The following is a 26,083-nucleotide window of genomic DNA, read 5'->3' as shown; positions in this document are numbered from 1 at the left end:
AATGGACTTCTGCCCCGTGGTTTTCCAGTGCGTGATTAAAACTTTATTGAAGCCCCCGCCTGAACAACATGTTTGTCGTAATCATAGATGTTCACATTGGTGTGCGTGTGAATAAACGTGTAACTGGCCATCAGGTCAAGGTGGCGGGTGACCTGAAAGTTGTACTCGGTGCCCAGGCTGGCGGCAATATCGTGGCGTTTGTCGGAGGAGGTCTCGTTGATATAATCCCATGCCCTGGAGTCATAATAGATGCGCTGATAATCCCCCAGTATCCGGAAATAGGTCCTGTCTTTTATGCTGATCAGATAGGCCATGCCGCCGCCTATGGAATGGCCGTCCTCGTCAAAGGAAGGGTAGGGGTCCACGTCCAGGATCTGTGAAATTTTTCCGTATACTTCAACCGCCTGACGGGAATCCGGCAGTTTAAAGGTCGCCGTGGGGGCAGCGGAGTAGCGGTGATATTTGGAATCATCATCTTCCATGCCGTAAACATACTGCAGGGGCAGGCTGAATATGAAATCGCCCTGAAACAACTGCGGCTCGACGGACACCAGCTGCTCAATTACATCATTTTCCTTAAACGCTTCATGCAAATCAGCGTAGACATTATAGTCGGCCCGCAGCCCCAGGCGATCACCGAATTTACGCTGCCAGTAGGCGGAAAATCCCGCGAATCCCGCGTAATCGCCCTCGTCCTTGCCGGTGTCCTGGGCGCTCAGGCTCTGAACAATGTGTGAATCGAATTTGCCTCCGGCCATCACGGACGCGCCAAAGCTACCGGCTTCTCCATCCTGGCTTTTTACGCGGTCCTGAATTTTGGCTCCCCCGACCTGGGAGATGCTCTGTGACGGAGCGCTGCACCCTCACCCGGCAGCCCATACCGGGACAGTGTGCATTCCGAAAAACACGCCAAGAATCATAAAAAGGAAAAGTCGTTTCATTGTCACATCTCCTGTGCATAAATATTATCAGCGGCCGGTTTGTATCAAGGTAACATCATACAGAAACGCTTCTTATTTTTACATAAAAATAATTTTTCAGGGTTGTGTTTAGCGGTCCATAAACAATACCGGAGTACTTAAAAATTAATGATATGAAACAGGTATTTGAAGCAGAAATAGAATCCGACCGCCACAAAAAGCACTCCCGTAATGCGTCTCAACCACCGTTCGGCAACGGTCAGGCGGTTGAAAAAAATCCCGGCCAGCCGGCTGCTGTAGGCAATGATCATGGCAAAGAGAATGACCGGGGCCGCGGTCCCGACGCCATAAAGCAGGGGCAGGAAAAACCGGGACTGAAATTTCAGGGACAACGGGATGACGCTGCCGAAAAAAAGCGCCGCGGATACGGGACAGAAGGAAAGAGCAAAGAGAACTCCCAGCAGCACGGCCCCGATAAAGCCGCTGTCTCCCAACCGCTGCAGCATGTTCATGCTGAAGGAAACGTTCGGCAGCCGCAGGGGAACGATATCCAGAATAAACAGACCGGCGATCAGCAGCACCGGCCCGAGGATCTGATTCATGTGGGCCTGGAGAAAGTTGGACGACCCGGGTATGGAAATCAGCCCGCCCACAATGAGGATGCTGATGACCATGTACGACAGGGTCCGCCCCAGGGTATAGGCCAGAGCGGCCAGGATAGTCGCGTACCGGGAATCGATCTGCTTGCCGATATAGGTGGTGGCCGCGATATTGGTGGCCAGGGGGCAGGGGCTGATGGAGGTCAGGATGCCCAGCCAGATAACGGAAGCGATTTGCGCCGCACCGAAATCCATCATGGCTCCTTTAACCAGTCGGTAATTTCCGATACGACATACTGATCGAATTTTTCCCTGTTCCTCACGGTGGTCCAGATCTCTTTCAGGTCTTTCCAGCGGGTTTCCTTGCCGTCCCTGACTTCGGAAAGAATCAGGTGCTTGGTGTAAAGCTGATAGTCCTGCACATAATGGGCGTTGCCCGGTTCGTCCACATTGACCGCCCGCCAGACCAGAGAGCCGTTTTTCAACTGCTCCGCGAAATGGCTATTGATGGTTTCCGCGGAAAAGGCCTCGATCGTCTTGCAGGTGGGGCAGCGGAAGGTGTTGTGAAAATAGGTCGCGACCAGGTAGCGGGACGGTTTCGGGCTTTCCGCGGCCTGGGCCGTGGCTTGTCCCCCGGCAGGCGGTTCGGCCATGGCCGTCGTCATCAGTCCCGCGGTTATGAAAACGGTCAGCGCCAGACATAAAAACACGGTTTTAAAAATCCACTTCATCAGATCAATCTCCTTCAATAAAAGTTATTTTTTTGCAAACCAATGACTTGTCTTCAAACAGATTTTTACCAGCATCAGCATGACCGGAACTTCGATCAGGACGCCGACAACCGTGGCCAGGGCCGCGCCCGAGGAAAGACCGAACAGCATGGTGGCCGTGGCAATGGCCACCTCGAAATGGTTGGAAGCGCCGATCATGGCTGCCGGGGCCGCATCCGCGTAGGGCAAATTAAGGAGTTTCGCCAGCCCGTAACCCAGCCAGAAAATCAACATCGTCTGAATGAACAGCGGAACGGCGATCCAGACGATGGTGAGCGGATTGTTGATGATCACGTCACCCTTGAATGAAAAAAGCAGCACCAGGGTGGCCAGCAGGGCGATAATGGTGATCGGCGTCAGCACATGCAGAAATTTTTCGGTCAACCAGACCATGCCCTTGGCTGAAATGATCCAGCGACGGGAAAAATAACCGGCGACCAGGGGAAGCGCAACGTAAATCAGAATCGAGAGCAGCAGGGCCTGCCAGGGCACCGGCAGCTTGCCCACGCCCAGCAGAAAACCGCCCAGCACCCCATAGAGTACCAGCATGGTCAGGGAGTTGATGGCCACCATCACCAGGGTCAGGCCGTCGTTGCCCCTTGAGAGATAACCCCAGACCAGCACCATGGCCGTGCAGGGTGCGATGCCCAGCAGAATGCAGCCGGCCAGATAACTGCGCCAGAGGGGAACCTGCATCATCTTGACGCCGTCGACCAGCACCACGGTTCCCGCTCCGTGGGCCGCGCCCACCGGCAGGTCCAGGCCGAAGGGCATCTTCACCAGGTCTACGGCCTCCGGGCCGATAAAGCTGTAGAAAAGGGTGCCCAGAAAAAAGAGGGCGATGGCATACATGGTAAACGGCTTGACGCACCAGTTGATGAACAGGGTCAGAAAGACCGGCTTGCCGCTTCGGCCGGCCTTTACCACGGAAGCAAAATCGATTTTGACCATGATCGGGTACATCATGAAAAACAGGCAGACGGCAATGGGAATCGACACCACCGGCGCGCCCTTGACGTAAATGGCCAGCCCGTCCAGAGACCGGGCCGCTCCCGGCGCCACCTTCCCCAGCAAGATGCCGGCAATGATGCAGAGAATAACCCACACGGTCAGATAGCGCTCAAAGACGCTGGTCATTTTTCGATCATTGTTTTCGGCACTCATTCTTTTTTCTCCTCATCGGTTATGTCAGGTTGACGGGAATTTGCTTCACAAAGTCCCGGATTTCATCCCTCACCCGTCGATAGTGAATCATGCCCTCTTCGTCGTCGCGGGCGCCTCTGGCCAGTTCCGGCGGGTCGTCAAATCCGGCGTGAACCCGTTTGACCCGACCGGGAAACAGGGGGCAGGTTTCGTTGGCATGGCCGCACAGGGTGATGACATAATCAAACGCTTTCTCCGGCAGTTCGGCAATGGTTTTGGATGTCTGACCGCTGATATCCACTCCGGCCTCGGCCATGGCCCGAACCGCCAGGGGGTTGAGCCCGCGCTTTTCAGTGCCCGCCGACCAGGCGTCGATGGTGTCCGATTGCAAAGCTTTTGCCCAGCCTTCCGCCATCTGGCTGCGGCAGGAATTACCGGTGCACAGAAAGAGGATTTTTGTTTTTTTGCTCATCCGGTCTCCTTTGCAAGGCTATTCAAAATCAAATCCCGACAGGTAGGCGTTCAGTTTTTCCCGGCTCTCCGGGTTCAGTTCCGGGCAATCTTCCGCTCCCCGGCCGCCATCCATCACCTGAACGGCAAACACCATGCAGGTGGGCTGGCCGCACTTCTTACAGTTGCTTTTGGGCAACAGCTTTAATATCTCCATCAGCAGCGGCTTCTTTTTTCCCGCATAACACGGGGTTATCTCGGCCCGCTTTTCCCAGGCATGGTTGATCTCCGATTTGAGCCACTCCACCAGCTTGCGCGCTTCCTCTTCGTCCTTCAGGGCATTGATGGCGATCTTGCGGCCATGAACGGTGATTAATTTCCCCTGGACTTTGAAGGTTACCGAGGGCGGGTCCTGAAGGAAGACATCTCCTCCCAGGATCGCGTTTACATAGGGCAAGGCTTCGCTGACGTCCTGGTCCAGGTGGGCGAAGCAGTGCACGGCCATGGCGCCGGGGTTGCACTCGGAATTAAAAATTTCCAGTTGATAGCTGCTCAGCAGCATGGGGCGCCTCCGCATTCACAGGCGAACTTCTTTGCGCCGTCTGGTTGTCTTTCTCCTACCGAGCGCCTTACCGCTGCCTTGACCCGGTCGATGTCCATCCGCTCCAGATGGAAGTTCTTGTTTTTTTCAATCCCCTCATCGGTAATGACCAGGTAGTTTTTTAAGGGAATTCCGGCGTTTTTTAGAATCGCCCTGGCGCAGCCCACCTGACAGCCGTCAACGACCACCAGCGTCGGGACGTCCCTGGCCGACTGCACAAAACCTGAAATCAGACCGCCGATGCCGGCCAGGCAGAACATTTTACCAAAGCCCTCCTGGGTGAGTTCGATGGCTGCCTGATTGGAAAGCTGACCGACATTGGAACCGCCCGAACAGGCCAGAATCATCACCTCATTGCCTGCGGCACAACATGAATCCGCCATTGTAACCTCACTTGCTTTTTATTTTTTAAACCAGGATTTGACATCCTCTTTTTTAGGAATTTTTCCCACCGACTTTACCTCGCCGTCCACCACCACCGCCGGCGTGCCGAAGACGCCATAGCCGGCGATTTTCATCAGATCAGTGACTTTTTCTACGTTGGCGGTCACGCCTGCTTCAGCCACCGCCTCTTTGACGATTTTTTCGGTCTGCTGACATTTGGGGCAGCCGGGCCCCAGCACCTTGATGTCCATGTCTTTTCCTCCAGCTTGCTATTTGGTTTGTTTGGCGGCCTGTTCGATCCAAAGCTTGAGTTTGGCCCTGGGCGGAACAAAACCCACGGCTTTAACTTCGTTGTTGATGATCAGAGCCGGTGTCCCCATCAGGCTGTAACGTCTGATTCCGGCCGCATCGCGGACATGCTCCAGATCGGCCACTATCCCGGTTTCGGCCATGACCTCCAGCACTTCCTGCTCCAGCCGTTCGCACTGGGGGCAGCCGCGACCCAGCACCTTGATTTCCATCCCGCCGCCGGTTTCATGGGCCAGCGGTTCGCCGACAAATTTTTTGTATTCCCTCAGAAACGCCTGCCGGTAAAGATCCCTGACATTATCGCTGATGTAATTCCGCCTGGAAAGGCGGGTCAGAAGCTCTTCTCCAATGGCGCCGTCCTCGGCGCCTTTCATTTGTTGCGCCACTTCCGCCAGCGTCTCTTTCAGGCCGACGATGCCGACGGTTCCCATCGGGCCGATGCGGACTTGAACAACCTCATTCATCATCTGTTCCTTTTTTCATTGCGGCGTCCCACCAGCCACAGGGCCACGCCCAACCCGGCGATCATTACGGCAAGATACAGAACAAGCAAGCCAAGCGGCGTGCCATCCACCCAGGACCCGTAAAGCAATCCGGCCAGGGTGCTGAAGAGCGCCACCCAGCCGACATATGTCCAGGTTTTGATTCTTCCGATGATGGCCGAGATCATCAGGATGCTTTGCAGGCTGAGTTCGGGGTCGGCCATCAGGTAGGCCAGTAACGGGCCCCGGTGCATGCCCAGGCTGAGAAACATGTTGGCAATGGGAACTTCAACCAGGGTCGGAAAGTACATGAACACGCCGAAGACGACTCCGGCCAGATTGCCCGGAATCGTGTTGTGACCGGCCAGGGCCTTGATCCATTCGGGCTCTATCAGCATGCGGATAACGCCCACGGCGAACACACCGCCCACCAGCAGCGGAAAAATCTGTTTGACGAAGAACCAGGATTCAGTCAGCCACCCATAAAGCTCATCTTCGCTCAGGCGCTTGAACATCAGCCAGACGAGAGCGGCTTGTGCCAGCAGGACGCCGAAGAAACGCCCGGTAAATTTTACGTCCAGCCCGCCTTCGTGGGGAGACATGCCAAGCGCCGCGGTCAGAAGGGTCAGGCCGACCAGGCCCATGGCGATCCACGTCCAGGCGGTGAGGCCCTCGTAAAGCTTATTGAGTCCCTTCCAGGACGCCAAACCGATGAGGACCAGCAGCCCGATCAGAATCGCGCCCTGGGCGGTTACGCCTTCCTGCCCTTTGCCGGTATCGTAAGGGATTAAGCGGTAGAGGAAGTCCTGGAAGCGATCCATGCCCGTAATGGGAAGCGTGATCTGTGCGTAAGAATCAGTTAAAAGGCTGATTTTGAATGTACCGGCCAGCAGCATGGCCACTAAAAGCAACAGGAAAACCAGTGAGGAACGCTGCATTTTCCCCTGGCCGGCGAATATAGCATCGGATTCCCTGTCGTGGGCCAGGTCTTCACGCGAGAAAATCAGTGCCATGATCATGCCGATTCCGATCCCGAAAGTCAGGGAAAGGAACAGGCGGGCAAAGGCCAGGTCGAGACCAATGATGCTGCCGGTGTATACCAGCGCCAGAATGTTGGCGGCTGGCGCGAAAAAGAGGAACGTGATGGCCGGGCCGATTCCCGCGCCTTTTTTATAAATTCCGGCAAAAAGGGGGACAATGGTGCAGGAGCAGACCGCCAGCAACGATCCGGCCAGGGAGGCAGCCGGATAGGCGACCCGTTTCGGCGCGTTGCGGCCCAGAAAGCGGGTGACCGACTCTTTGGGAATAAGGGCACTCATTGCGCCCGCGATATAGAAGGCGGGAACCAGGCACAGCAAGACATGGGCGGCAAGATAGGCGGCAAGGTTTCCAAGGCCGCCGCTAAGAAGGGATAGAATAAATTCTGTAATATGCATAATACTCCTTTTGAAGGTGTGTCACTTTCAAGCTGGCGCCCTTACTTTTTCTATTATCATCGGTTCAGCGCCGGCAAACCTTAAAGTAGCGCTCCATTGCTTGAGCCATAGTCGGTTGTCGTCTCAAATTTGGTCTTATTTCGTCTCGTGACGATATCCGAAATCAGGCTTGCAGGCGGCAGACATTTTCTCCCGCCGGATGCCAGGCAGGCGTCTAACCAGCTCTTTTACGGCCTCGTCGTCTTCCAGCCAGTGGCGAAGGTTTCCCAGCAGGCTGGCCGCATATGGGTTTTCCCCGCCTTCGGACGGCCGGTAGTTGACCCATAGCCCGTCCCTGGAAGAAAGGATCAGGCTGGCGTCTTCCAGTATTTTTAAATGCCGGCTGACCGTGGATTGCGCCAGGCCCAGAGCCTCCTGTATTTCGCAGGCACACATCCATCGGCGCTGCAACAGCTTGACAATTTTTACCCGGCTGGGGTCGGAAAGCGCCTTGACTGTTTTAATGAATGTGTTCATCTGTTGTCCTTATATCGATAAATCGAAATATAACGATAAAGATCAAGCTGTCAATAAAAAAGTTTTCCTTTTACGACAATGAATAATTCGACATGGGCTGCTGGTGTAACTTTTTTACCCTGATTGTGCCCGGCAACATGTGGGGATGGGTACTTATTACCCATGCTTGTTGCTACCAACTTCTTTTTAAGCAAAAATTTGCTTATATATTGAATTGTTATCGTTTCACATGGACAGTGGCACAATAAATGCTTTGCACGAAAAGTGCCAGCACGCTACCCCAACGCAATTCACGGTTGTGTCCACATTAACGCTTGACAGCGGTTTTGAGTTTGTATTAAAGGCGGCTAGATAATTAGCCATTTGGCTAAATATAAAAATAGCGTTGGGAGGCAGGCGCCAAATGAATATGAAGAAAACAATACTGATAACCAAGGCGATTTCAGACGGCAATCGGGTGCGGGTGCTGATGGCCCTGACCCATCAGCAAGAACTCTGCGCCTGCCATATCGCGGAGTTGCTGCGAGTATCGGCGCCGACGGTGTCCCGGCACATGGGGATTCTGCTGACAGCGGGGCTTGTGACCGCCCGCAAGGACAGCCGCTGGGTATATTATCGGCTGACGGACGCAACCGGCGATCCGGACATACGGCCGCTGGTCAGGTGGCTGGCGGAATCCCTGAAGGCGGATCCGGATGTCAGCCGGGACCGGCTTTTTCTGGGGCATATCGCGGCCTGTGACAGCGGCCAGATAAACTACAAGAGTAACAACAATAGACAGACAGGCCGGAACGCCTGATTTTATAAGGAACGGCCGGAGGCCTGCTTTTAACAAAAATATAAAAAGGGAGATGGCGGTATGAAAAAAAGTTTTTTGATCGGAATGGTTGTACTGTTTTTTGCCTCTTTGACGGCGATCTCGGCTTGGTCGGCGGATTCCCCGGGCACAGGTTCCGGGATGAATGCCTTTGAAGCCTCATGGAAGAAGGATCGATATGCCCTGGTCTTTTTTTATGCGGAAATGGACGATGCCATCAAGGAGAAGCAAGCCGGGTTTGAGGCGATTGCGGCCGGCCTGAAAGACAAGGCCGATGCCTATTTTGTTAATATCAAGGATCCAGGGCAGCGCGATGTGGTGAACCAGTATAAACTCGACCGGGCTCCCATGCCGCTGGTGCTTGTCATCGCGCCAAACGGCGCGGTGACCGGTGGTTTTCCGCAGGTTTTTCCCGAACAAGCGGTGAAGGAGGCCATCCTGGGGCCGCTGACGGCCCAGTGCCTGAAAGGGCTCCAGGACCGGAAAATCGTTTTTGTCTGCGTTCCGGGTGAAAACGCCGAGGCAAATATCAGCGCCATGAAGGGGGTGAAGGATTTTACGAGCGATAAGATGTTCGAGGGTCAGACGGAAGTGGTCATTTTCAAGGATGCCGGCCCGTCGGAGCAGCGGCTGATGAGCATTCTGGGAATTGATGGAAAAGGTGTCGTTGATCCCATAACCGCAATGCTGGCGTCTCCGGGCGGGATGATCGGGAAATTTACCGGCGCAACCGACAAGGACACGTTATTGACCGCGCTGAAAAGCAAGCAGCAGAGCGGCGGCTGTTGTCCGGCAGGTTCCGGAAAAACCTGCAAGTAGCCAAAACGGTCTGAGAACAAAGAGGGAGTCGATGTGATGAAAATTTCGAGCATTGTCTGGAAGGAGCTGTTTGAGCGCAAGAATCAGCTTTTTACCAGTTTTCTGGCGATTATTCTCGGCATTACGGTCATTGTCGCCATTCGCAATATTATGAACTATTCCGAAAAAGCGGTGGCCAGGGAACTGGATGCCCTGGGCGCCAATATTCTGATTCTGCCCAAAAGCGCGACGGTTCAGAATTATTACAGCGCCGACATGCAGGATGAAGTGTTCCCGGAAGAATATGTCACCCGGTTGACCACGTCCGACCTGCAGGGGCTGGACAACCTTTCCCCGAAGCTGTCCTTTCCCGTGACGGTGGAGGCAAGACAGTGGATATTGACGGGCATCCTTCCGAAACAGGAGTTTGCCGGCAAGATCGCCTGGCAGGGAATCGGTATCTTTACCAAACCGGCCGGATGCGGCGCTGTGCCGGACACGTCTCCGAACAGCAAACCGGATCCCGCCGCCCTTGCCCGGAAACGGGTTATCGAAACGCTTGGGCCGGATGAAATTCTGGTGGGAGCGGATGCCGCCGCGGCCCTGAATTTGAAAGACGGCGGTTCCGTTGCCGTTATGGGCAAAGCGTTAACGATTGCCGGAATTCTTCCGGTTACCGGAACCATCGATGACTCCCGTATTTTCGCTCATCTGCACACGGTCCAGGATATGTCGGGCAAAGGGCCGGTAGTCAATGCCATTGAAGTCGTCGGCTGCTGCAATGCCATATCCGACGGGCTGGTGGGCAAGATCAACCGGCTGCTGCCCGAGGCCAAGGTTCTGACCATCACCCAGGTGGTGGACATCCAGATCAAAACCAACCGGCTGATGGCGCGACTTTCCCTGATGTTTTTAGCCATCATCGTGGTTGTCGGCGGCGCCAGCATCGCCAACTACATGTATGCCAATGTCTATGAACGCCGTCAGGAAATCGCCATCCTGATGGCCATGGGCGCCACTTCCGGTTTTGTGCTGCGGCTTTTTTTAATGAAAGCCCTTGTCATCGGTCTTGTCGGCGGAATCGCGGGGTATTTCGTCGGCACCGGCATGGCGGTTTATCTGGGCCCGAAAATAGTCGCCATACCGGTCTTGCCCATGCCGACGCTCCTGCTGTGGGCCATGGGAATTTCCCTTATACTCAATATCGGAGCGTCGCTGTTTCCGGCTCTGCGAGCCACCAAACTCGATCCGTCCGTCGTGCTTCAGGAGGCATAAAAATGATCCGTATCGAAAATGCGAGCAAAGCCTACACCCATCACGCGGAACAAGTCACGGCCCTGGACCGGCTGTCTCTGAACGTTCAGGCGGGGGAGTTTGTATCTATTGTCGGCCCCAGCGGCAGCGGTAAAAGCACCCTGCTGCTCCTGATGGGTGGAATGCTTTCGCCTTCCGAAGGAACGGTTTCCATCAACAACACCAATCTTTACGACCTTTCTCCGGATGAACGCGGCCGGTTTCGCGGTCAACACATCGGGTTTTTGTTCCAGCGGTTTCATCTGATTCCCTATCTGACAGCCCTTGAAAACGTCATGGTTCCGTTTCTCATTGGCGGCGATAAAGGCGAGGCGGCGCGCGAAAGGGCCATTGACCTTTTAACCCGGGTTCAGCTTGAACAGCGCCTGGACCACAAGCCGGGAGAGTTGAGCGTGGGCCAGCAGCAGCGTGTGGCCCTGGCAAGGATGCTGGCCAACGATCCTTCCCTAATTCTGGCCGACGAGCCCACGGGTAATCTGGATCCGGAGACCGGCGGGGCTATTCTCGGCTTTCTTGTGGAGCTGAACAGGGCGGGAAAAACCATTGTCATGGTCACCCATGCGCCGGAAGCCGCCAAAATGACCAGCCGCATGATCCGGCTGACTAACGGGGCGTTAGCCAACTGAACAGGCTCCTTGTCGCGTAAAACCGCAACCGCATCAATGGAAGCGGGCAATATATATGGACGTGTCGGTAGAAAAGGAGATTTTCATGTTTCATCGTGCCGGTTTTCGTTTGTTCTGTTTTATGCTTTTGTTCGGCTTTATTGTCGGGGCGGCATTCGTTCATGCCGGTGAAGGAAAGCCTGTTGCTGTATTTGATGCTGCTCCTCATGATTTCGGCGCGGTTTTTGAGGGCCAGGAAGTCAGTCATGATTTTGTCATCAAAAACACCGGCACCGCTGACCTTGAAATCAAAGACGTTAAAGCCGGGTGAGGGTGTACGGCGGTCTCGTTTGACCGCCTGATCTCTCCGGGGTCGGAGGGAAAAATCGCAGTGAAGCTATCGACCAAGGGGCGCCTCGGGAAAAACAATAAAACCGTCCGGGTGGAAACCAATGATGCCGCCAATGCGGAATTTAATTTGCAGTTGACGGGTGAAGTGAAAGCCTTTGTGGCCATTACTCCCCCCAAAGCGCTTTTAATCGGAAACATCGGCGAGCCGATCAGCCAGGTTGTCACGGCCGTTCCGGATGCCCGGGAGCCGTCAACCATTCTTCGTACGGAAACGTTTGGTCAGGGGAATTTTCGCTATACAATGAAGGAAACCGAAGTCGAAGGCAAAAAGGCCTATCAGTTCCTGATTGAAAATATCAGAACAACGGTAGGCACGTATTCGGAACAAATTCTGCTTTTCACCGACCGAATGGATCACAACCCGATCATCATTCCGGTTATTGGAAATATCCGGCCGGTCGGCTCGGAAAACAGTAAAGCCGGGGATGCGCCATCCGTGCCGGGCCCGGAAAAGAAGTAACAAACGAATCATAAGGGAATCAATACGTGTTTGAGACTACCATAACCTATTCTACGGCTTTTGGCGCCGGTCTGCTGTCCTTTTTAACGCCATGCGTATTTCCGCTGGTACCGGTGTATTTTACCCTGATAACCGGTTTGTCCCTGGATGACCTCACCGGCGTCGACAGGGCCGGTGCCAGAAAACAGGTTTTTTTCTCGACGCTGGCCTTTGTCACGGGATTTTCCACCATTTTTATTCTGCTGGGCGCCTCCGCTTCCTTTTTGGGAAGCCTTATCGGGGAGCACAGATTATTATTGAAAACCTGCGGCGGCATTCTGATTGTGATTCTGGGTATTCATCTAACCGGAATTATTCATATCCCATGGCTGAAAGCAGATAAACGGTTTCGAATTAAAGGCAAAACCACGAAATATATCGGGGCATTTATCGCAGGCGTTGCTTTTTCCGCCGGATGGACTCCCTGCATCGGCCCGATTCTGGGGTCGATTCTGATTGTCGCCGGTAATCAGGCTACCGTTTACCAGGGCATGTTGCTGCTGACCATTTTTTCCGCGGGACTGGCGATTCCCTTTCTCCTGCTGTCCGTTTTTATCAACGTGCTGCTGGAGGTTATTAACAGACTCCGTCGGGTGATCAAATACATCAATCCCGTAGCAGGATCATTGCTTATCACCGCGGGCGTGCTGCTGATTTCCGGCATTTAAAAAATTTATTGGTCCAGATGGGATTTTAATCCGCCCTGCCGGCTTTACTCCAGGCGCGTAACCAGAAGACGCACCAGTCGTAAGGCATTCTCCCTGTCTTAATCCAGAATCGTACGTTCCATGCTCAGGTTCAAGACCACCCCAGTCGCTCCTTACGTATCCGCAACTCTTTTTTTTAGATTGCGGCGGCCCACCAGCCACAGCGCCTTGCTCATGCCGGCAATTATTATCAGAAGATACGCCACTAACAGACCGAACGGGGCGCCTCCACCCATGCTCCGCTGTTTGCAGGTACGCCGCCTTTTAAGACGGCGCGCCTTACTTTTTCTACCGTCATCAGTTCAACGCGGGCAGACCGTCGAGCATGGTGCCGTCGGCTGAGCCATTAAGCTGAAAACCCACTACATTTCGGTTGGAGGAAAAGGAAATGAAGGTAGCGTTACTGATGCTCTGCGGCGAGAAGATATTCTCCGCCACGTTGACCACCTTGGCATAGCCGCCGACGGTGATCGTTTGGGTGGCCAGGGCTGTTCCGCCGTCGTTATAAGCGGTCAGCGTAACCGAAGCCGCGGTGCCTTCCGTGTTGACAAAGGCAATGCCGGTCCAGCCGTTTTTTTCGATTTTGGCAAATATCCCCGTTTTGGCGCCCGTGCCGCTGCCTTCGGCATAGGCCGCCAGCTGCTTTCCATCCAGGGTGCCGAAAAGCTCGAAGCCGCTGAGGGGCAGGGTGGCGTCAATTTTAAACCAGGCCGTATCATCGGGGAGATCCAGGTTCTTCACCACGCCGATATATTTTTCCTTGCCCGCTATCTCAAGGGTGGAGGGCGTCAGTTCCTCTCCGTTAGCGCTGTAGGGCGTGATGGTGATATCGCAGGCCGTAGTCGACGGGTTGTAGGCCACAATTCCGGTCCACCACTTGGTCTCATCGGCCACATGAGGATAGTATATGGTGGAGACCGTGTCGTCCGTCAGGAGGATGCCGTCCAGTTGCTTGCTGGAGCCGAACAGCTCCACACCGATGATGCCCGCGGCATTGGTGATCACTCCTGATTGAATGTCCGGCTGCGGCTGTCCGCCAAAGAGGCCGGCGATGGTAAAGATACGGTGCTCTCCGGCGGCAATCGTGAGATTGGACGTCCGGCCGTCGTTAAAAGTGATGGTCAGGTTTTTCGCTGTCGAGGTGGTGTTGACCAGGCTGACTCCCGTCCAGAAGGTGTCATTCGAAGCGATGTGCGAAATATAGATTTTCGATGTGTTTACCTCGGTTACCGCCGGAATGGCCGCCCGGTATGCGCCTGCCTGATAAAACTTGGTGTAGCCTTCGACCCCGTCCGTGTCGCTGATAAAGATGATATAACCGATGTTGGCGTGATTGAGGAACTCGTCAGAAACAATGAACTGCCTCCGGCCCCGGCGGGCAAGAGTAACATCCTTGACCTCGATCAGCTCACCGTTATCGTTGAAGCCCTTCAGAATCCCGGTGACCGTCTCAATGGAGGACGTGTTAATGAGGGCGATTTCCGTTTGCCACGGCGACCTGGTGGTCACATGCGGGAAATAAACCGATACGGCATTAGCGGGATCGGCAAAGTGCGCCGTCACGGTTGTGTCTGCGCTTATAACCGCTACGGTTACCGTACTGCTGGTGGAATAGGTGGTTCCGCTATCCGTTTGGATACTCCAGTAGTCAAAATCATACCCGCCCGCGGTGTCGGGCAGTGCCGTCAGGGTGTACTCATCGCTGCACGAAGAATCTGCTGGGTATGCGGATGGGACGGGTCCCTCGGAAAAGTCAAGAGAAGAGATATCGCCACTTCCAGCCGGGCTGACATCCACGGTCAGCGTGGGGCGGCCGCCTCAGGCGGTGGCAGTGCCGGGCATCATCAAAACGGCGCCGGCCAGAGCCAGAAGAGTAAAACCTGCCAAAAAAGAAAATGTGCCTCGAAAAGATTTTTTGTACGCCATGTCCTTTTTCTCCTCAATAAATTATTGGGGTTTTCTATTCCATGTGAATTCGGTGGCAGCATAAGAAAAATGATCGAATCATGATTTGAACAGTCCGCCGCCCATCAGGTAAAACCATGTCGTCGCCCAGTTGGCCAGGACGACCGTAACCATAAATAAGACGTTGCCGACGCTCATCAGGGCGACGCCGCTCATGATGTTGCCCACCACGCAGCCCCCGGCGATGGCGGCCCCCGCGCCCAGCAGAAGCCCGCCGAAAAACGCGGTAACCGTTTGCTCCGGCGGCCGGGGTATAAATCTGATTTTGTTGGACAGCTTCGCGCTGGTATACGCTCCGGCCACGAGCGCCGTTACTTCCAGGATCAGCCACCAGGAAACCTTTTTGGTCGGAGCCCCTGTGTTTGCCGTTACAGGTACAGCTCCATTTCCGATGGGAGCAGCAGGCGGCGGGGGCGTATAAACGTGTTTCAGCGGTGCGTCGGTTAGCAGGAGTTCGGCGTGTAAAACCCCGTGGGTGACGCCCAGGGGATAATTTCTGCCGCTGGCGGCGGAAGACAGATAAGCAAAGCAGGCCAGAATGCCGATGGCGATGCCCGCCTGCCAGGGCTTCCAGGGGCGGGTGATGATCCGTTGCAGAACGGGCATCTCCGCCCATTTTATGGCGCTGGAACGAGCCGCTTTCTTTTTTCTCAAAATACCCGCGACAACGACAACGATGAGGCCGAACAGCACGGCCAGCAGCCAGTATGGCAGGCCTGTGACGGATGAAAAGGTCACGGCGGACCCGTCGGCATTGTTGATGACAAAATGCTCCAGAAATTTATTGAAGCCCTGAAGCGGCCCGTGCAGCACCGCTGCTACGCCCAGAGGGATTCCAGCCAGACCGGCCATGGAGTTCAGGTTCCCCTGGGCGGTTTTAAACAGGCATCCACTAACACAGCCCCCGGCCAGCACGATACCGACTCCGAAGAGCACCCCTCCCGTGATATAATTGGCCCAAATCAGTGGTTTGGGGCTAAGTTTGATCCACCCGGCAACGGACAGAATCGAAAAACCGATCATGCTGACCACAATGACCAAGCAGATGCCCAAAAATTTTTGCCGGTCCTTCATCAGGATCATTTCACTGAAGGCCGAAGATCCACAGAGATCGGCCTTTTCCAGAAAAAAACCGAATAAAAAACCGATCGGTATCGCCGTCAGAACCCACAAGCCGGTTAACGCGCTATAAATGGAAAGAGTGGACAAAGCAATCAGCACGGCTAACGTTACCCGTTTCCAGTTTGCATCAGCTCGAAGCGGTATCATATCCCGTTCCTTGTAACCATCTTTGGATTGGGTTTGATAATTTTTTTTGTTATAATAAATAGATAAAGTCAAAATTACAGGCGGCAGACATCCTCGCGCCTGATGTCCGGCAGACGCTTGACCAGTTCCTTCACGGCTTCGTCTTCATCCAGCCAGTACCTTAAATTACCAAGCATGCTGGCTGCATAGGGGCTGTCACCGCCATCGGACAGCCGGTAATTGACCCACAGCCCTTCTTTTGAAGATTTAATTAAACCAGCATCTTCCAGAATTTTAAGGTGTTTGCTGGCGGTTGACTGGGCCAGACCGAGAACGGTCCGGATTTCACAGACGCACATTGTCCGACGCTGAAGCATTTTTAGCATTTTGACCCGGTTGCCATCTGACAATGCCTTCATTACTTTGACGAAAATTTTCATGGCGCCTCCATATCGTTATTTCGGAATATAGCGATTTAAGCCCGTTGTCAATGTAAAATATTATCTTTCGCGGAAAAGCATAGACGGTTTTTAAGAGCAAGAACCCGGCTGATTGGGGAGTCAGGGCAAAAAAAATAAAATACTAAATTATTTCAAAATATTATATAATGCACTAACCTGAAAAATACACTTTTATATAATTTTTTCTTGACTTTGATATTAACGAATTGTAGTTTTTACCTTGTATTTTTTATAAGGGGAGAAGTTTGTTCTGTAAAAATGTCTGGATCCGTGGCGCCGCGTGGTTAATGGGGCTTTATTGATCCGGCCGAAACGTGATTTTAGGAATAAAAAATTTTCGAGTGGTAGTTTATAACTTTTGTTTGCCGGAAAAGGGGAAGGAGAAACTATGAAAAAGTTATTACTGGTTTTCTTGATGGCGGGTATTCTGGCGGTAACTACCGCGGGCGCTGAAGATTTGAACGACGCTATTACAGGCATGCTGGCTTCCCATGACCGCATGGCCGCGGCCGATGCCGATGTCCTTGCGGCCGAGAATGCCGCCAGGGTGGCGCTGGGCAGATGGTTCCCCAATATCAACCTGACCAGCGAACTGGGCGTTGCTCGTGAAGATACACAGACAACCGATCTGCAGGACGAGCATATGGATCCCGCGTTGTTTGAGGCGAAGCTGACTCAGCTCCTCTGGGACTTCGGCAAAACCAACGGCGAAGTCAGAAAAGCCAGGGCCGGATATGAAAAGGCCGTTGCCGCCAGGGATAACACCCGGCAGGCGTTGGTGTTGGAGGGGGTCACGGCCTATCTGAAACTCAAACAGGCCGAAGAACAGTTGGCTTATGCCCTCAAGTCCGAGGACAGCATCAAGAAACAGGCCAACATGGAAAATACCCGGATATCCGCCGGCCAGGGCTATTCAACGGACGCGCTTCAGGCAAAAGCTCAACTCCTCGGCGCCGAAGCCAGGTTGACCCGGGTGGAAGGCCTTCTTCAGGGCGCGAAAAACAGGGCTCAGAACGTATTCAACCGCCCGGCCGATGAGATCGCCGGGCTGACCATGGGTGGCTCGGTAACCGGTCTTCTTCCTTCTACTCTTGAAGAGGCGATCGATGTTTCCCTGCAGAACAGCCCGGAATTGAAAGTGGCCAACAACATGGTGCAGCAGGCTGAAGAACAGTACAAAGCCAGCAAGGCCGATGCTTATTATCCGGTCATCAACGGCGTTCTGGACTACAACTACAAGAACGATTACGGCGCAATCGATCCGATCAGGCAGGAAAGCCTGGCCTTTGTCGAAGTCAAATATGATTTTGACCTGGGCTTTACCTCACTTAATTCTGCCCGTTCCGCCAAGGAAAGCTACCGGGCTGCCGTGAAAAACCGTGACGATCTGAAGAACGAGGTGGTGGAGAACGTGCGCAATGCCTGGCAGAACGTGCTGACCGCCGACAAAAATGCGAAGCTGCTCAGGGATCAGGCCGATATCGTGGCCCAGTTCCTGGATCTAGCCAAAAAAGAGCGTAAGCTGGGCAGAAGATCGCTCCTCGATGTTTTGAGCGCCGAAGTCTCGCTGATCAACGCCCAGAGCGACGCGGCCGCGGCTGAAGCGGATGTGACAATTCACGCATACAGCCTGCTCAAGTCCATGGGCAAGCTGTAAGATAAAAGCCGTCTTTAATTTCGAACGGTAAAAGTACGCGATAAAGTTTACGTAGCTTATTTATAAAATGTCAGGGCCTTGTCGTTTAATTTTTGGAGGTGCCAGATGGCAGATACTCAGACCGTTTTAACCCAAACCATGACCGCCGCTAAAACCGCTTTCCTCGCAGCCATGGGCCAGAATGCTGCTCCCGCCGATGCGGCTGAAGCCGCCGTTAAGGCCATGCAGGCGTCGCTGAAGAGCATACTCGGAGAGATCCCGGAGGGGTTTCTGCAGATGAAAGCAGAGGCCATGGCTCAATTCAGCCAGGCATTGAACAGCGGCATGTCTGCTGAAAGTGCCTTCAACAGCGCCCTGGAAAAGCTGTCCGCGATGCTGGTCGACACCGATTTCGGCGGTCTGCTGGATACGGGTAACCAACCGGTGACCTTGGATGATATCCAGAGCATTTCCCGCGAGATCGATGGGACATTGAGCCTGGATGACCGCGGTCTGGACGGACCTCTGGGGCACCCCCATCAGAACGGCTACCTTGACCTTCGTGATTTAGGCGGGAGATGGAAGGGCTGGGAAGGCCCCCGATTCGGAGAAGGCCGTGACGAAGGCCGCCAGGGCGACAGAACCGTTGGTGATGAACTAGAGGACTACTGGCCGATTATAGATGAAGGCGGCGGCACCGGACCTGAGCCACCGGAGCAGGCCTCCTTTTCCATTCGAACCGATATGGCGTCGGTTACGGAAAACAACGCCGGTGTCACCGAATATACGTTTACGGTCACCCGGAGCGGAAATGTCAGCGGCACCAATCAGGTGAGCTGGAGCGTGGCCGGCAGCGGCGATCATCCGGCCGACAACAATGATTTCAACGGTCTGCTAATGCCCAGCGGCGCCCTGACCTTTGCGCCGGGCGAAACCACCAAGACCATCACCGTGGAAATCCTGGGAGACCTGGCGGTCGAGTTTGATGAAACGTTTATCGTTACCCTCTCCGACCCGACCGGGCCCAATGCGGAAATAGTAACGGCATCGGCTGAAGGCACAATTATTAATGATGATGCCATCCTTCCCCCCGGCGAGACGGCTTTTTCCATTGCCGTAACCGGCGCCGCATCCCAGAACGAAGCCGATACCGGCGAGACCACCGTTTACACCTTCACCATCACCCGTGCCGGCGATACCGACACGGAACAGACGGTTAACTGGGCCGTGGAAGGAAGCGGAACCAATCCGGCCAATGCCGATGATTTCGGCGGCGCCCTGCCGGGCGGCGTGGTCACCTTTGCCGCCGGCGAAACCACCAAGACCATCACGGTGGATGTGACCGGCGACCTGACGATAGAAGAGGATGAAAGTTTTGACGTCCGGCTTTTCAACCCCTCCGGCGGCGCCCAGATCGCCATCGCGACCGCCACGGCCATCATTGTCAATGAGGACACGCCGACCACCGTCACCGGTCCCTGTTTCCCCTGTGTGGGGCAGATGGTGACGTACGCCACCGCGCCGGCGACCTTTACCATGGCCGGTCATCCTAACTGCGACCTCATGCGCGCTCAACTGACGAACACCGCTGGTGCCGTCAACAGCTATAACATCAACATGGATGGATCGGCCTGTAATGATTTTCTTTTTGCCAACCTCCATGGCACGGGCAGCGTTAACAACAACACGCTCAACCTTCTTGGCAGCTTGAGCAGCGACGCCATCCAGGTGTCCATGCGGGCATCGGGAATTACTACCGGGTTCTGGGGCTGGACCTCAGCCGGTGTTAACAGCAATACCATCAACATCGATGCCGGCGCCTGCAACGATTCTATCACGGTCCGCATGCAGGCCGATGCCGTGGCCAGCAACACTGGTGCGACAACGGCCGCCGTAAGCGGCGCCAATGCCTCCATCAATTATAACAACATAAACCTGATCGGCGGCACCGGCAACGACACCATTGCCCTGTCCATGGAAGCCGATGCCCAGGCCTTTGCACAGGCCTCATCGGCCGCCTCCTCCGCATCCGCCTATGCCTATTATGCCTATGCCTCGATCTATTCAAACAATATTGTCATGAGCGGCAGCGCCGGGAACGACACCCTGTCGGCCCAGCTGGCGGCCTCCGCCAGGGTGACGGCCGTTGCCAACGGCAGCGGGTATGCCTATGGCAGCGCTTATTACGCTTATGCTTCCGTTTACAGCAACAACGTCATGATGCTGGGCGGCGCCGGCAATGACCTTTTGGCTTTGACCATGACGGCCGATGCCTACATTTACGCCGACGCGTCGATAGTCAACGGGTATGGGACCGCCACTGCCTATTATGGCTATGCTTATGTTTACAACAACGCTATCACCATGACCGGCGGGGACGGCAACGACTCCCTGTCTGCCTTGCTGGCGGCTTCCGCCAAAGCGTCCGGGATTGTCTACGGCGGTCCGGGCGCGTCCATGGCGACCGCGTATGTCTATACGGCTTATGCCTCGGTTTACGGCAACGATGTTTTCATGTTGGCCGGAGCCGGTAACGACACCCTGTCCCTGATGCTTTCAGCCGACGCCCAGCTATTCGCCTCCGGCGTCAACCTGTCCGGGTCCGTGTCCTATCTGACCGGTTATTACGCTTATGCTTATGTGACCGACAACAGCATTGTCATGACCGGCGGATCGGGCAGCGACAACCTGACGGCCCATCTGGCCGCGTCCGCCAGGATGACCGCCCTGGCGCTTGCCAAAAACTACAATTATGCTTACGCCATAGCCTCTTATGCCTCCGCTTCCGTTTATAATAACGACCTTTTCATGGGCGGCGGGACCGGCAACGACACACTGGCGGTGATGCTCTCGGCCGACGCCTCGGTTTACGCTTCTGCCAGCGGCGGTGCTTCTTCTGTGACCGCGCTTGCTTATTACGCCTATGCCTACGTGAACAGCAACAACATCACCATGACCGGCGGGTCGGGCAGCGACAATCTGACCGCCATGCTGGCCGCATCCGCCAGGGCCACGGCCACCGCCATCGGCCGTACGTATGCCACCAATGTTTATGCGTCCGGCTACACGGCCTACGCCTCCGTTAATAGCAACAACATCATCATGGCCGCTGGATCCGGCAACGACACTCTGGCCCTGATGCTGACCGCTGATGCCGCGCTCATGGAATACGCCGTCAACTCCCGGTCCGCGACAACGGTTTCCGCCTATGCCTATTACGCCTATGCCTATGTCAGCAGCAACAATATCACCATGACCGGCGGGAACGGTTTTGACACACTGACGGCGATGCTGGCGGCGTCCGCCAGAGCCACGGCCATCGCCGAAGGCGGGCTTAACAATGCCTCATACGTCTATGCCTATGCCTCATACGCCACCGCCTATGTTTACAGCAACACCGTTCGCATGCTGGCCGGCAGCGGCACCGAAGCCGATACCCTGTCCGTGTCTCTGCAGGCCAACGCCTCCGGGTATGCCCGGGCAGCGGATGCTTCCTACAGCGTGTCGGCTTATGCTTATTATGCCTATGCTTATGTCAGTTACAACGATATAACCATGACCGCCGGCGCGGGCAGCGATAATCTGACCGCCCTGCTGGCGGCTACGGCCCGCCTGACCGCCATAGCCGACGGCGGAGCCAACGCCGATTATGCCTACGCCTATGCCTACACGGCCTCGGCCTCCATTACCTATAACAACATTTACATGTTTGCCGGCGGTAAGTTTGACGGAGACGACACCCTGTCTCTGTCCCTGCTGGCCAATGCCACGATGTATGCATCCGCCTCGGTGCCGAACGGATACTCCGCTTATGTCAGCAATTACGGTTATGTGGATGCCGACATTGACTACAACACCATTTTCATGACAGCCGGGGACGGCAACAACTCCCTGACCGCCCTGCTCCAGGCCAGCGCGAAAAATACGGCCATCGCCTATGCCGGCAACACGAGTGCATCGTATGCCTATGCGTATGCCTATTATGCCTCGGCCAGCATTTCGTCCAACAGCGTAGTAATGGTGGCCGGATCAGGCGATGACACCCTGTCCCTGTCCATGCTGGCGGATGCCTCCATCTACGCCGAAGCCGCGGGGTCAGCCTATTATGTTTCCGCCGGCGCCTGGTATGCCTATGCTTATGTTTACAGCAACAACATTACCATGACCGCCGGGGCCGGCAACGATTCCCTGTCCGCCATGCTGATGGCCAATGCCCAGGCCACCGGCTATGCCCAGGGCGCATCAAACGCCTCCTATGTTTACGGTTACGCGGGAACCGGTTATGCTTCGGTCGGCTACAACAACCTTTACATGAACGGATCCGACGGCAATGATACCCTGACCGCCATGATGGCGGCCAGTGCCAAAGTCAGCGCCGTGGCCGAACAGGCCGGCCCCAGCGCTTATTACGTTTATGCTTACGCTTATTACGCCTATGTTTCAGCCAACTACAATAACGTTTTTATGGGAGGAGGTACCGGGTATGATACCCTGTCGCTGACTCTTTCGGCGGACGCCTCCGTGTATGCAGATGCTTCCGCGGCGGGTACGGCCTACTATGTCAGTGCCTACGCCTACACGGCCTATGTGGAAGTAAACTACAACGGCATCACCATGACCGGCGGAACGGGCAATGACTCCCTGACCGCCATGCTGGCGGCCAGCAACAGGGAGGTCGCCATCGCCAGGGCCGGGTCCAGCGCTTCCTATGTTTACGCCTATGTTTATGCCAATCCTTATGCTCAGGTTAACAGCAATAACATTGTCATGGCGGCCGGAAGCGGGGATGACACGCTGTCCCTGTCCCTGTCGGCGGATGTGTACATGCTGGCGTCCGCGTCCATGGGCGGTGGAGGAACGGGGGCGGGAACCGGTTCTGCCTGGGCCAGCGCCTACTACGCCTACGCCTCTGTTAATTACAATAACATCACCATGACCGGCGGCGCCGGTAACGATTCCCTGGCGTTGCTGCTGGCGGCCAGCGCCAAAGGGTCAGCCATCGCCTATGGCGGTCCGAGCGCTTCCTATGCCTACGTCTATGCCTACTATGATACGGCTGAGGTTTCTAATAATACAATAAACATGCTGGGAGGCGCCGGCGCAGGAGACGATACCCTGTCGGTCAGGCTTCTGGCTGACGTGGGCATTTACGCTGAAGCGTCGGGATCAGCCGACTATGTTTCGGCCTGGAACTATTATGCCTACGCTTCCGTGGACTACAACACCATCGTCATGACCGCCGGCAACGGCAACGACGTGCTGACGGCGCAGCTCGCCGCCAACGCCGGAAATACCGCCCTGGCCATTGCCAACAACGGCACCGGCTCGGAAGAGTACGCCTACGCTTACGCCTACACGGCCTATGCCTATGTGTACAGCAACGACGTTATCATGCTCGGCGGCAGCGGCAATGACCGGCTCTCGGTCATGCTCTCGGCTGATGCCGCGGTCCTGGGTTCCGCTTCCATGTCCGGCGGCATGACCAATTCCGCTTATGGCAGCGCCTATTATGCCTATGCCTACATGGGTTACAACGACATCACCATGACCGGCGGCGCGGGCAACGACAGCCTGACGGCCATGCTGGGGGTCAGCGCTAAAGGATCGGCCATCGCATACAATATGGGCGAAAGCGCTTATTATGCTTACGCCTATGCCTACTATGCCTCCGCTTATGGTAGCTACAACAATGTGTTCATGGGCGCGGGCACGGGAACGGATACGCTCACCCTGCGGATAACCGCCCAAGCGGATTTGTATGCCTCAGCCTTCGGGGTTTCGGCCAGTTATGTTTCCGTCTACGCCTATTATGCCTATGCCGGGGTTGGCTACAACGGCGTGATGATGTCCGGAGGGGCGGGTGATGACAGCATGTCGGTCCTGCTGGCGGCCAGCGCGCAGAACAGCGCCATTGCCAAGGCCGGCTGGTGGCCGGGCAATGACTACGCCTATGCCTACGGTTACTCGGCCTATGGGTACATTTACAGCAACGATGTGTTCATGGCAGGTATGGCGGGGAACGATACCCTTGGCGTTAACATGATCGCCCAGGCCTCCCTTTTGGGCTCTGCCTCGGCCCTGGGCGGGGTGAGCAATTCGGCTTTTGCCAGCGCCTACTATGCCTATGCCTATGTCAATTACAATGACATCACCATGACCGGCGGTGCGGGCGCTGACTCTCTCTCGGCCCTGCTTTCGGCCAGCGCCAAAGGATCGGCCATTGCCTACAACGGCGGCACCAGCGCTTCCTATGCTTATGCTTACGCCTATTATGGATACGCGTCCGTGGATTACAACGGCATTGTCATGGATGGCGGAACAGGAACCGACACCCTGTCCCTGACCATGTTGGCGGACGTTTCCCTCTATGCCGGGGCAAGGGCGGTTGACGCCACTTATGTCAGCGCCTGGGCAGGTTATGCCTATGCTTATGTATACAGCAATACCGCGACGATGGCCGGCGGATCGGGCAATGACCATCTGACGGCGAAGCTCGCGGCCCAGGCCGTGAACTCGGCCGTGGCCTATGGCGGTTCCGGCGTATCCTATGCTTACGCTTCCGCCTACACCGCTTATGCCCAGGTGTACGGCAATGATATCTGCATGTATGGCGCTACCGGTACCGATACCCTGGCCCTGACCCTGTCCGCGGACGCGGTAGCTTTTGCCTCTGTGTCGGGTTGGGCGCAGAACGCTGTAACGGCCAGCATCTACTATGCCTATGCCTATGTTTCGAGCAATGTGATCAACATGACCGGCAGCGCCGGGTACGATAGCCTGACGGCCCTTTTGGCGGCTAATGCCAGGGCATCGGCTATAGCCATGGGCGCGGGCGCGACCTCGGCGAGCGCCTTCATGTATACGGCCTTGGCTACCGTTTACAACAACAATATTTTCATGGGTGGCATGACCGGCGCCGACACCCTGTCCCTGAATCTCTCGGCGTCCGCTACTGGAAATGCCAACGCCCTGGCTAACGGATATTCTGCTTCTGCCCAGGCGTTGGCCTATGCTACGGCCTATGTTTCCAATAATACGGCGGTCATGACCGGCGCAGGAGGAATGGATACGCTTTCTCTGACCATGAAGGCAGCGGCAGCCGCTCAGGCCACTGCCGCCGCTTACGGCACGGTGGAAAGCGCCTCGGCCTACGCCTACGCCGGAATCAGCAACAACGTCATCAACATGATAGGCGGAACCGGGAATGATACCCTGACGCTGAATATGACCGCATCGGCCACGGCTTCGGCCGCGGGAGCATCGACAAACGTGCTGGCCAGCGCCAATATCCTCACCAACCACGTAATGATGTCAGGCGGCAGTGGCGCCGATACCATGAATCTGACGGTCAATCAGGCTGGAACTACCGGCGGGTTCCTTAACAACGCCTTTACCCTGGTCGGCGGGTCCGGAAACGATAACATCAACCTGTACATCAACGCCACCTCGGCCGCCGGCAACACCGTTGATATTTATGCCGGAGCCGGCAACGACACCATTTCCATCACGGCCGACGCGTCGGATGCCGCGTTTATCTTCCGGTTTGCGGGCACCACCGAACTGGGCGATTGGATCAACGGCCTGACCTCCGCCCATAACTTCAACCTCTCGTTCCTGAATGCCGCCTTTAACGGGAACACCGCCGCCGGCGTACTGACCTCCAACTGCTTCCTCGCCGGGACCACGGCGGCCACGGCCAATGACTTCTTTATCTGGAATTCGGCCAACAACGTGCTTTATTATGATCCCGACGGCGCCAACGTGACCAACGCCAAGACAGTGGTGGCCATGTTTGACGCCAATGTCGGCCTGACCCACGGAGATATTACTTTCTACTAATCGTTACGGGAATTTCACCAAAAAGGGGGCCGGTTTTCCGGTCCCCTTTTTTTTCATCCGGTAATTAACGCTTGAATTTTACAGCCTGAAATTATAGATTAAGCAGTCCTGCTGGTCATGCCGGGCCCCGACCCGGACTGGAGAAAAGAGGAATAGCAGCCTTTTTAGGTAAG

General features: G+C 55.3%; 22 protein-coding genes. 8 read left to right on the top strand and 14 right to left on the bottom strand.

Translation table 11 applies throughout. The features are described 5' to 3' along the window. Window positions 1-35 precede the first annotated feature (35 nt). The 11 genes from AB1724_10230 to AB1724_10180 form a co-directional block, all read right to left on the bottom strand. Window positions 36-758, bottom strand: a complete 723-nt coding sequence (locus tag AB1724_10230) for a DUF481 domain-containing protein (GenBank protein ID MEW6078179.1) — start codon at window positions 756-758, stop codon at window positions 36-38. 320 nt (window positions 759-1,078) lie between these two features. Beyond that, window positions 1,079-1,777, bottom strand: a complete 699-nt coding sequence (locus AB1724_10225; protein MEW6078178.1) for an aromatic aminobenezylarsenical efflux permease ArsG family transporter — start codon at window positions 1,775-1,777, stop codon at window positions 1,079-1,081. Beyond that, the gene (locus tag AB1724_10220; GenBank protein MEW6078177.1) at window positions 1,774-2,250 is read right to left on the bottom strand and encodes a nitrophenyl compound nitroreductase subunit ArsF family protein; all 477 of its coding nucleotides are present in this window, start codon (window positions 2,248-2,250) and stop codon (window positions 1,774-1,776) included. Before AB1724_10220 ends, AB1724_10225 begins: the two co-directional genes overlap by 4 nt. 24 nt (window positions 2,251-2,274) lie before the next feature. Then, complete coding sequence (arsB, locus tag AB1724_10215; GenBank protein MEW6078176.1) at window positions 2,275-3,453, bottom strand: ACR3 family arsenite efflux transporter; 1,179 nt, start codon at window positions 3,451-3,453, stop codon at window positions 2,275-2,277. Between the two features lie 19 nt (window positions 3,454-3,472). After that, window positions 3,473-3,904, bottom strand: coding sequence for an arsenate reductase ArsC (locus AB1724_10210; protein ID MEW6078175.1), 432 nt, complete (start codon window positions 3,902-3,904; stop codon window positions 3,473-3,475). A gap of 18 nt (window positions 3,905-3,922) precedes the next feature. After that, the gene (locus AB1724_10205; protein MEW6078174.1) at window positions 3,923-4,444 is read right to left on the bottom strand and encodes a (Fe-S)-binding protein; all 522 of its coding nucleotides are present in this window, start codon (window positions 4,442-4,444) and stop codon (window positions 3,923-3,925) included. Next, a complete protein-coding gene (locus AB1724_10200; protein MEW6078173.1) occupies window positions 4,435-4,866 on the bottom strand; it encodes a putative zinc-binding protein in 432 nt (143 codons plus the stop codon). The genes AB1724_10205 and AB1724_10200 overlap by 10 nt, the downstream gene beginning before the upstream one ends. A gap of 18 nt (window positions 4,867-4,884) precedes the next feature. Next, window positions 4,885-5,118: a thioredoxin family protein gene (locus AB1724_10195; protein MEW6078172.1), complete on the bottom strand. Its 234-nt coding sequence runs from the start codon at window positions 5,116-5,118 to the stop codon at window positions 4,885-4,887. An 18-nt stretch (window positions 5,119-5,136) separates the two neighbouring features. Next, window positions 5,137-5,643, bottom strand: a complete 507-nt coding sequence (locus AB1724_10190; protein MEW6078171.1) for a thioredoxin family protein — start codon at window positions 5,641-5,643, stop codon at window positions 5,137-5,139. Continuing rightward, on the bottom strand, window positions 5,640-7,094 hold the full coding sequence (locus AB1724_10185) for a permease (GenBank protein MEW6078170.1): 1,455 nt from the start codon (window positions 7,092-7,094) through the stop codon (window positions 5,640-5,642). Before AB1724_10185 ends, AB1724_10190 begins: the two co-directional genes overlap by 4 nt. Before the next feature lie 135 nt (window positions 7,095-7,229). Next, a complete protein-coding gene (locus AB1724_10180) occupies window positions 7,230-7,610 on the bottom strand; it encodes a metalloregulator ArsR/SmtB family transcription factor (protein MEW6078169.1) in 381 nt (126 codons plus the stop codon). 409 nt (window positions 7,611-8,019) lie between these two features. Between AB1724_10180 and AB1724_10175 the strand changes: the two genes are divergently transcribed. Genes AB1724_10175 through AB1724_10150 form a run of 6 tightly spaced genes read left to right on the top strand, consistent with a single transcriptional unit; the run spans window position 8,020 to window position 12,722 of the window. Continuing rightward, window positions 8,020-8,409 (top strand): metalloregulator ArsR/SmtB family transcription factor, encoded by a 390-nt coding sequence (locus AB1724_10175; GenBank protein MEW6078168.1) that lies wholly within the window; start codon window positions 8,020-8,022, stop codon window positions 8,407-8,409. A 60-nt stretch (window positions 8,410-8,469) separates the two neighbouring features. Then, a complete protein-coding gene (locus AB1724_10170; GenBank protein MEW6078167.1) occupies window positions 8,470-9,246 on the top strand; it encodes a hypothetical protein in 777 nt (258 codons plus the stop codon). A 36-nt stretch (window positions 9,247-9,282) separates the two neighbouring features. Beyond that, on the top strand, window positions 9,283-10,500 hold the full coding sequence (locus tag AB1724_10165) for an FtsX-like permease family protein (GenBank protein MEW6078166.1): 1,218 nt from the start codon (window positions 9,283-9,285) through the stop codon (window positions 10,498-10,500). Window positions 10,501-10,502: 2 nt separating this feature from the next. After that, on the top strand, window positions 10,503-11,165 hold the full coding sequence (locus AB1724_10160; protein MEW6078165.1) for an ABC transporter ATP-binding protein: 663 nt from the start codon (window positions 10,503-10,505) through the stop codon (window positions 11,163-11,165). Window positions 11,166-11,220: 55 nt separating this feature from the next. Further along, window positions 11,221-12,015, top strand: coding sequence for a DUF1573 domain-containing protein (locus AB1724_10155; protein ID MEW6078164.1), 795 nt, complete (start codon window positions 11,221-11,223; stop codon window positions 12,013-12,015). Window positions 12,016-12,041: 26 nt separating this feature from the next. After that, window positions 12,042-12,722, top strand: coding sequence for a cytochrome c biogenesis protein CcdA (locus AB1724_10150; GenBank protein ID MEW6078163.1), 681 nt, complete (start codon window positions 12,042-12,044; stop codon window positions 12,720-12,722). A gap of 336 nt (window positions 12,723-13,058) precedes the next feature. Here the strand turns inward: AB1724_10150 and AB1724_10145 are convergent, their stop codons facing one another. The 3 genes from AB1724_10145 to AB1724_10135 form a co-directional block, all read right to left on the bottom strand. Further along, window positions 13,059-14,558 carry a hypothetical protein gene (locus AB1724_10145; GenBank protein MEW6078162.1) on the bottom strand — a complete coding sequence of 500 codons (1,500 nt, stop codon included), beginning with the start codon at window positions 14,556-14,558 and terminating at the stop codon, window positions 13,059-13,061. Window positions 14,559-14,765: 207 nt separating this feature from the next. Further along, complete coding sequence (locus tag AB1724_10140; protein MEW6078161.1) at window positions 14,766-15,995, bottom strand: YeeE/YedE family protein; 1,230 nt, start codon at window positions 15,993-15,995, stop codon at window positions 14,766-14,768. A gap of 74 nt (window positions 15,996-16,069) precedes the next feature. After that, a complete protein-coding gene (locus tag AB1724_10135) occupies window positions 16,070-16,414 on the bottom strand; it encodes a metalloregulator ArsR/SmtB family transcription factor (protein ID MEW6078160.1) in 345 nt (114 codons plus the stop codon). A 409-nt stretch (window positions 16,415-16,823) separates the two neighbouring features. Here AB1724_10135 and AB1724_10130 point away from each other — a divergent pair, with 409 nt between their 5' ends. Next, complete coding sequence (locus tag AB1724_10130; GenBank protein MEW6078159.1) at window positions 16,824-18,092, top strand: TolC family protein; 1,269 nt, start codon at window positions 16,824-16,826, stop codon at window positions 18,090-18,092. A 105-nt stretch (window positions 18,093-18,197) separates the two neighbouring features. Next, complete coding sequence (locus AB1724_10125) at window positions 18,198-25,910, top strand: Calx-beta domain-containing protein (GenBank protein MEW6078158.1); 7,713 nt, start codon at window positions 18,198-18,200, stop codon at window positions 25,908-25,910. Window positions 25,911-26,083 lie beyond the last annotated feature (173 nt).

It is taken from the genome of Thermodesulfobacteriota bacterium (assembly GCA_040753795.1).
Taxonomy (GTDB): Bacteria; Desulfobacterota; Desulfobacteria; order Desulfobacterales; family Desulfosudaceae; genus JBFMDX01.
This window is presented reverse-complemented; position numbering and strand designations above follow the sequence as displayed.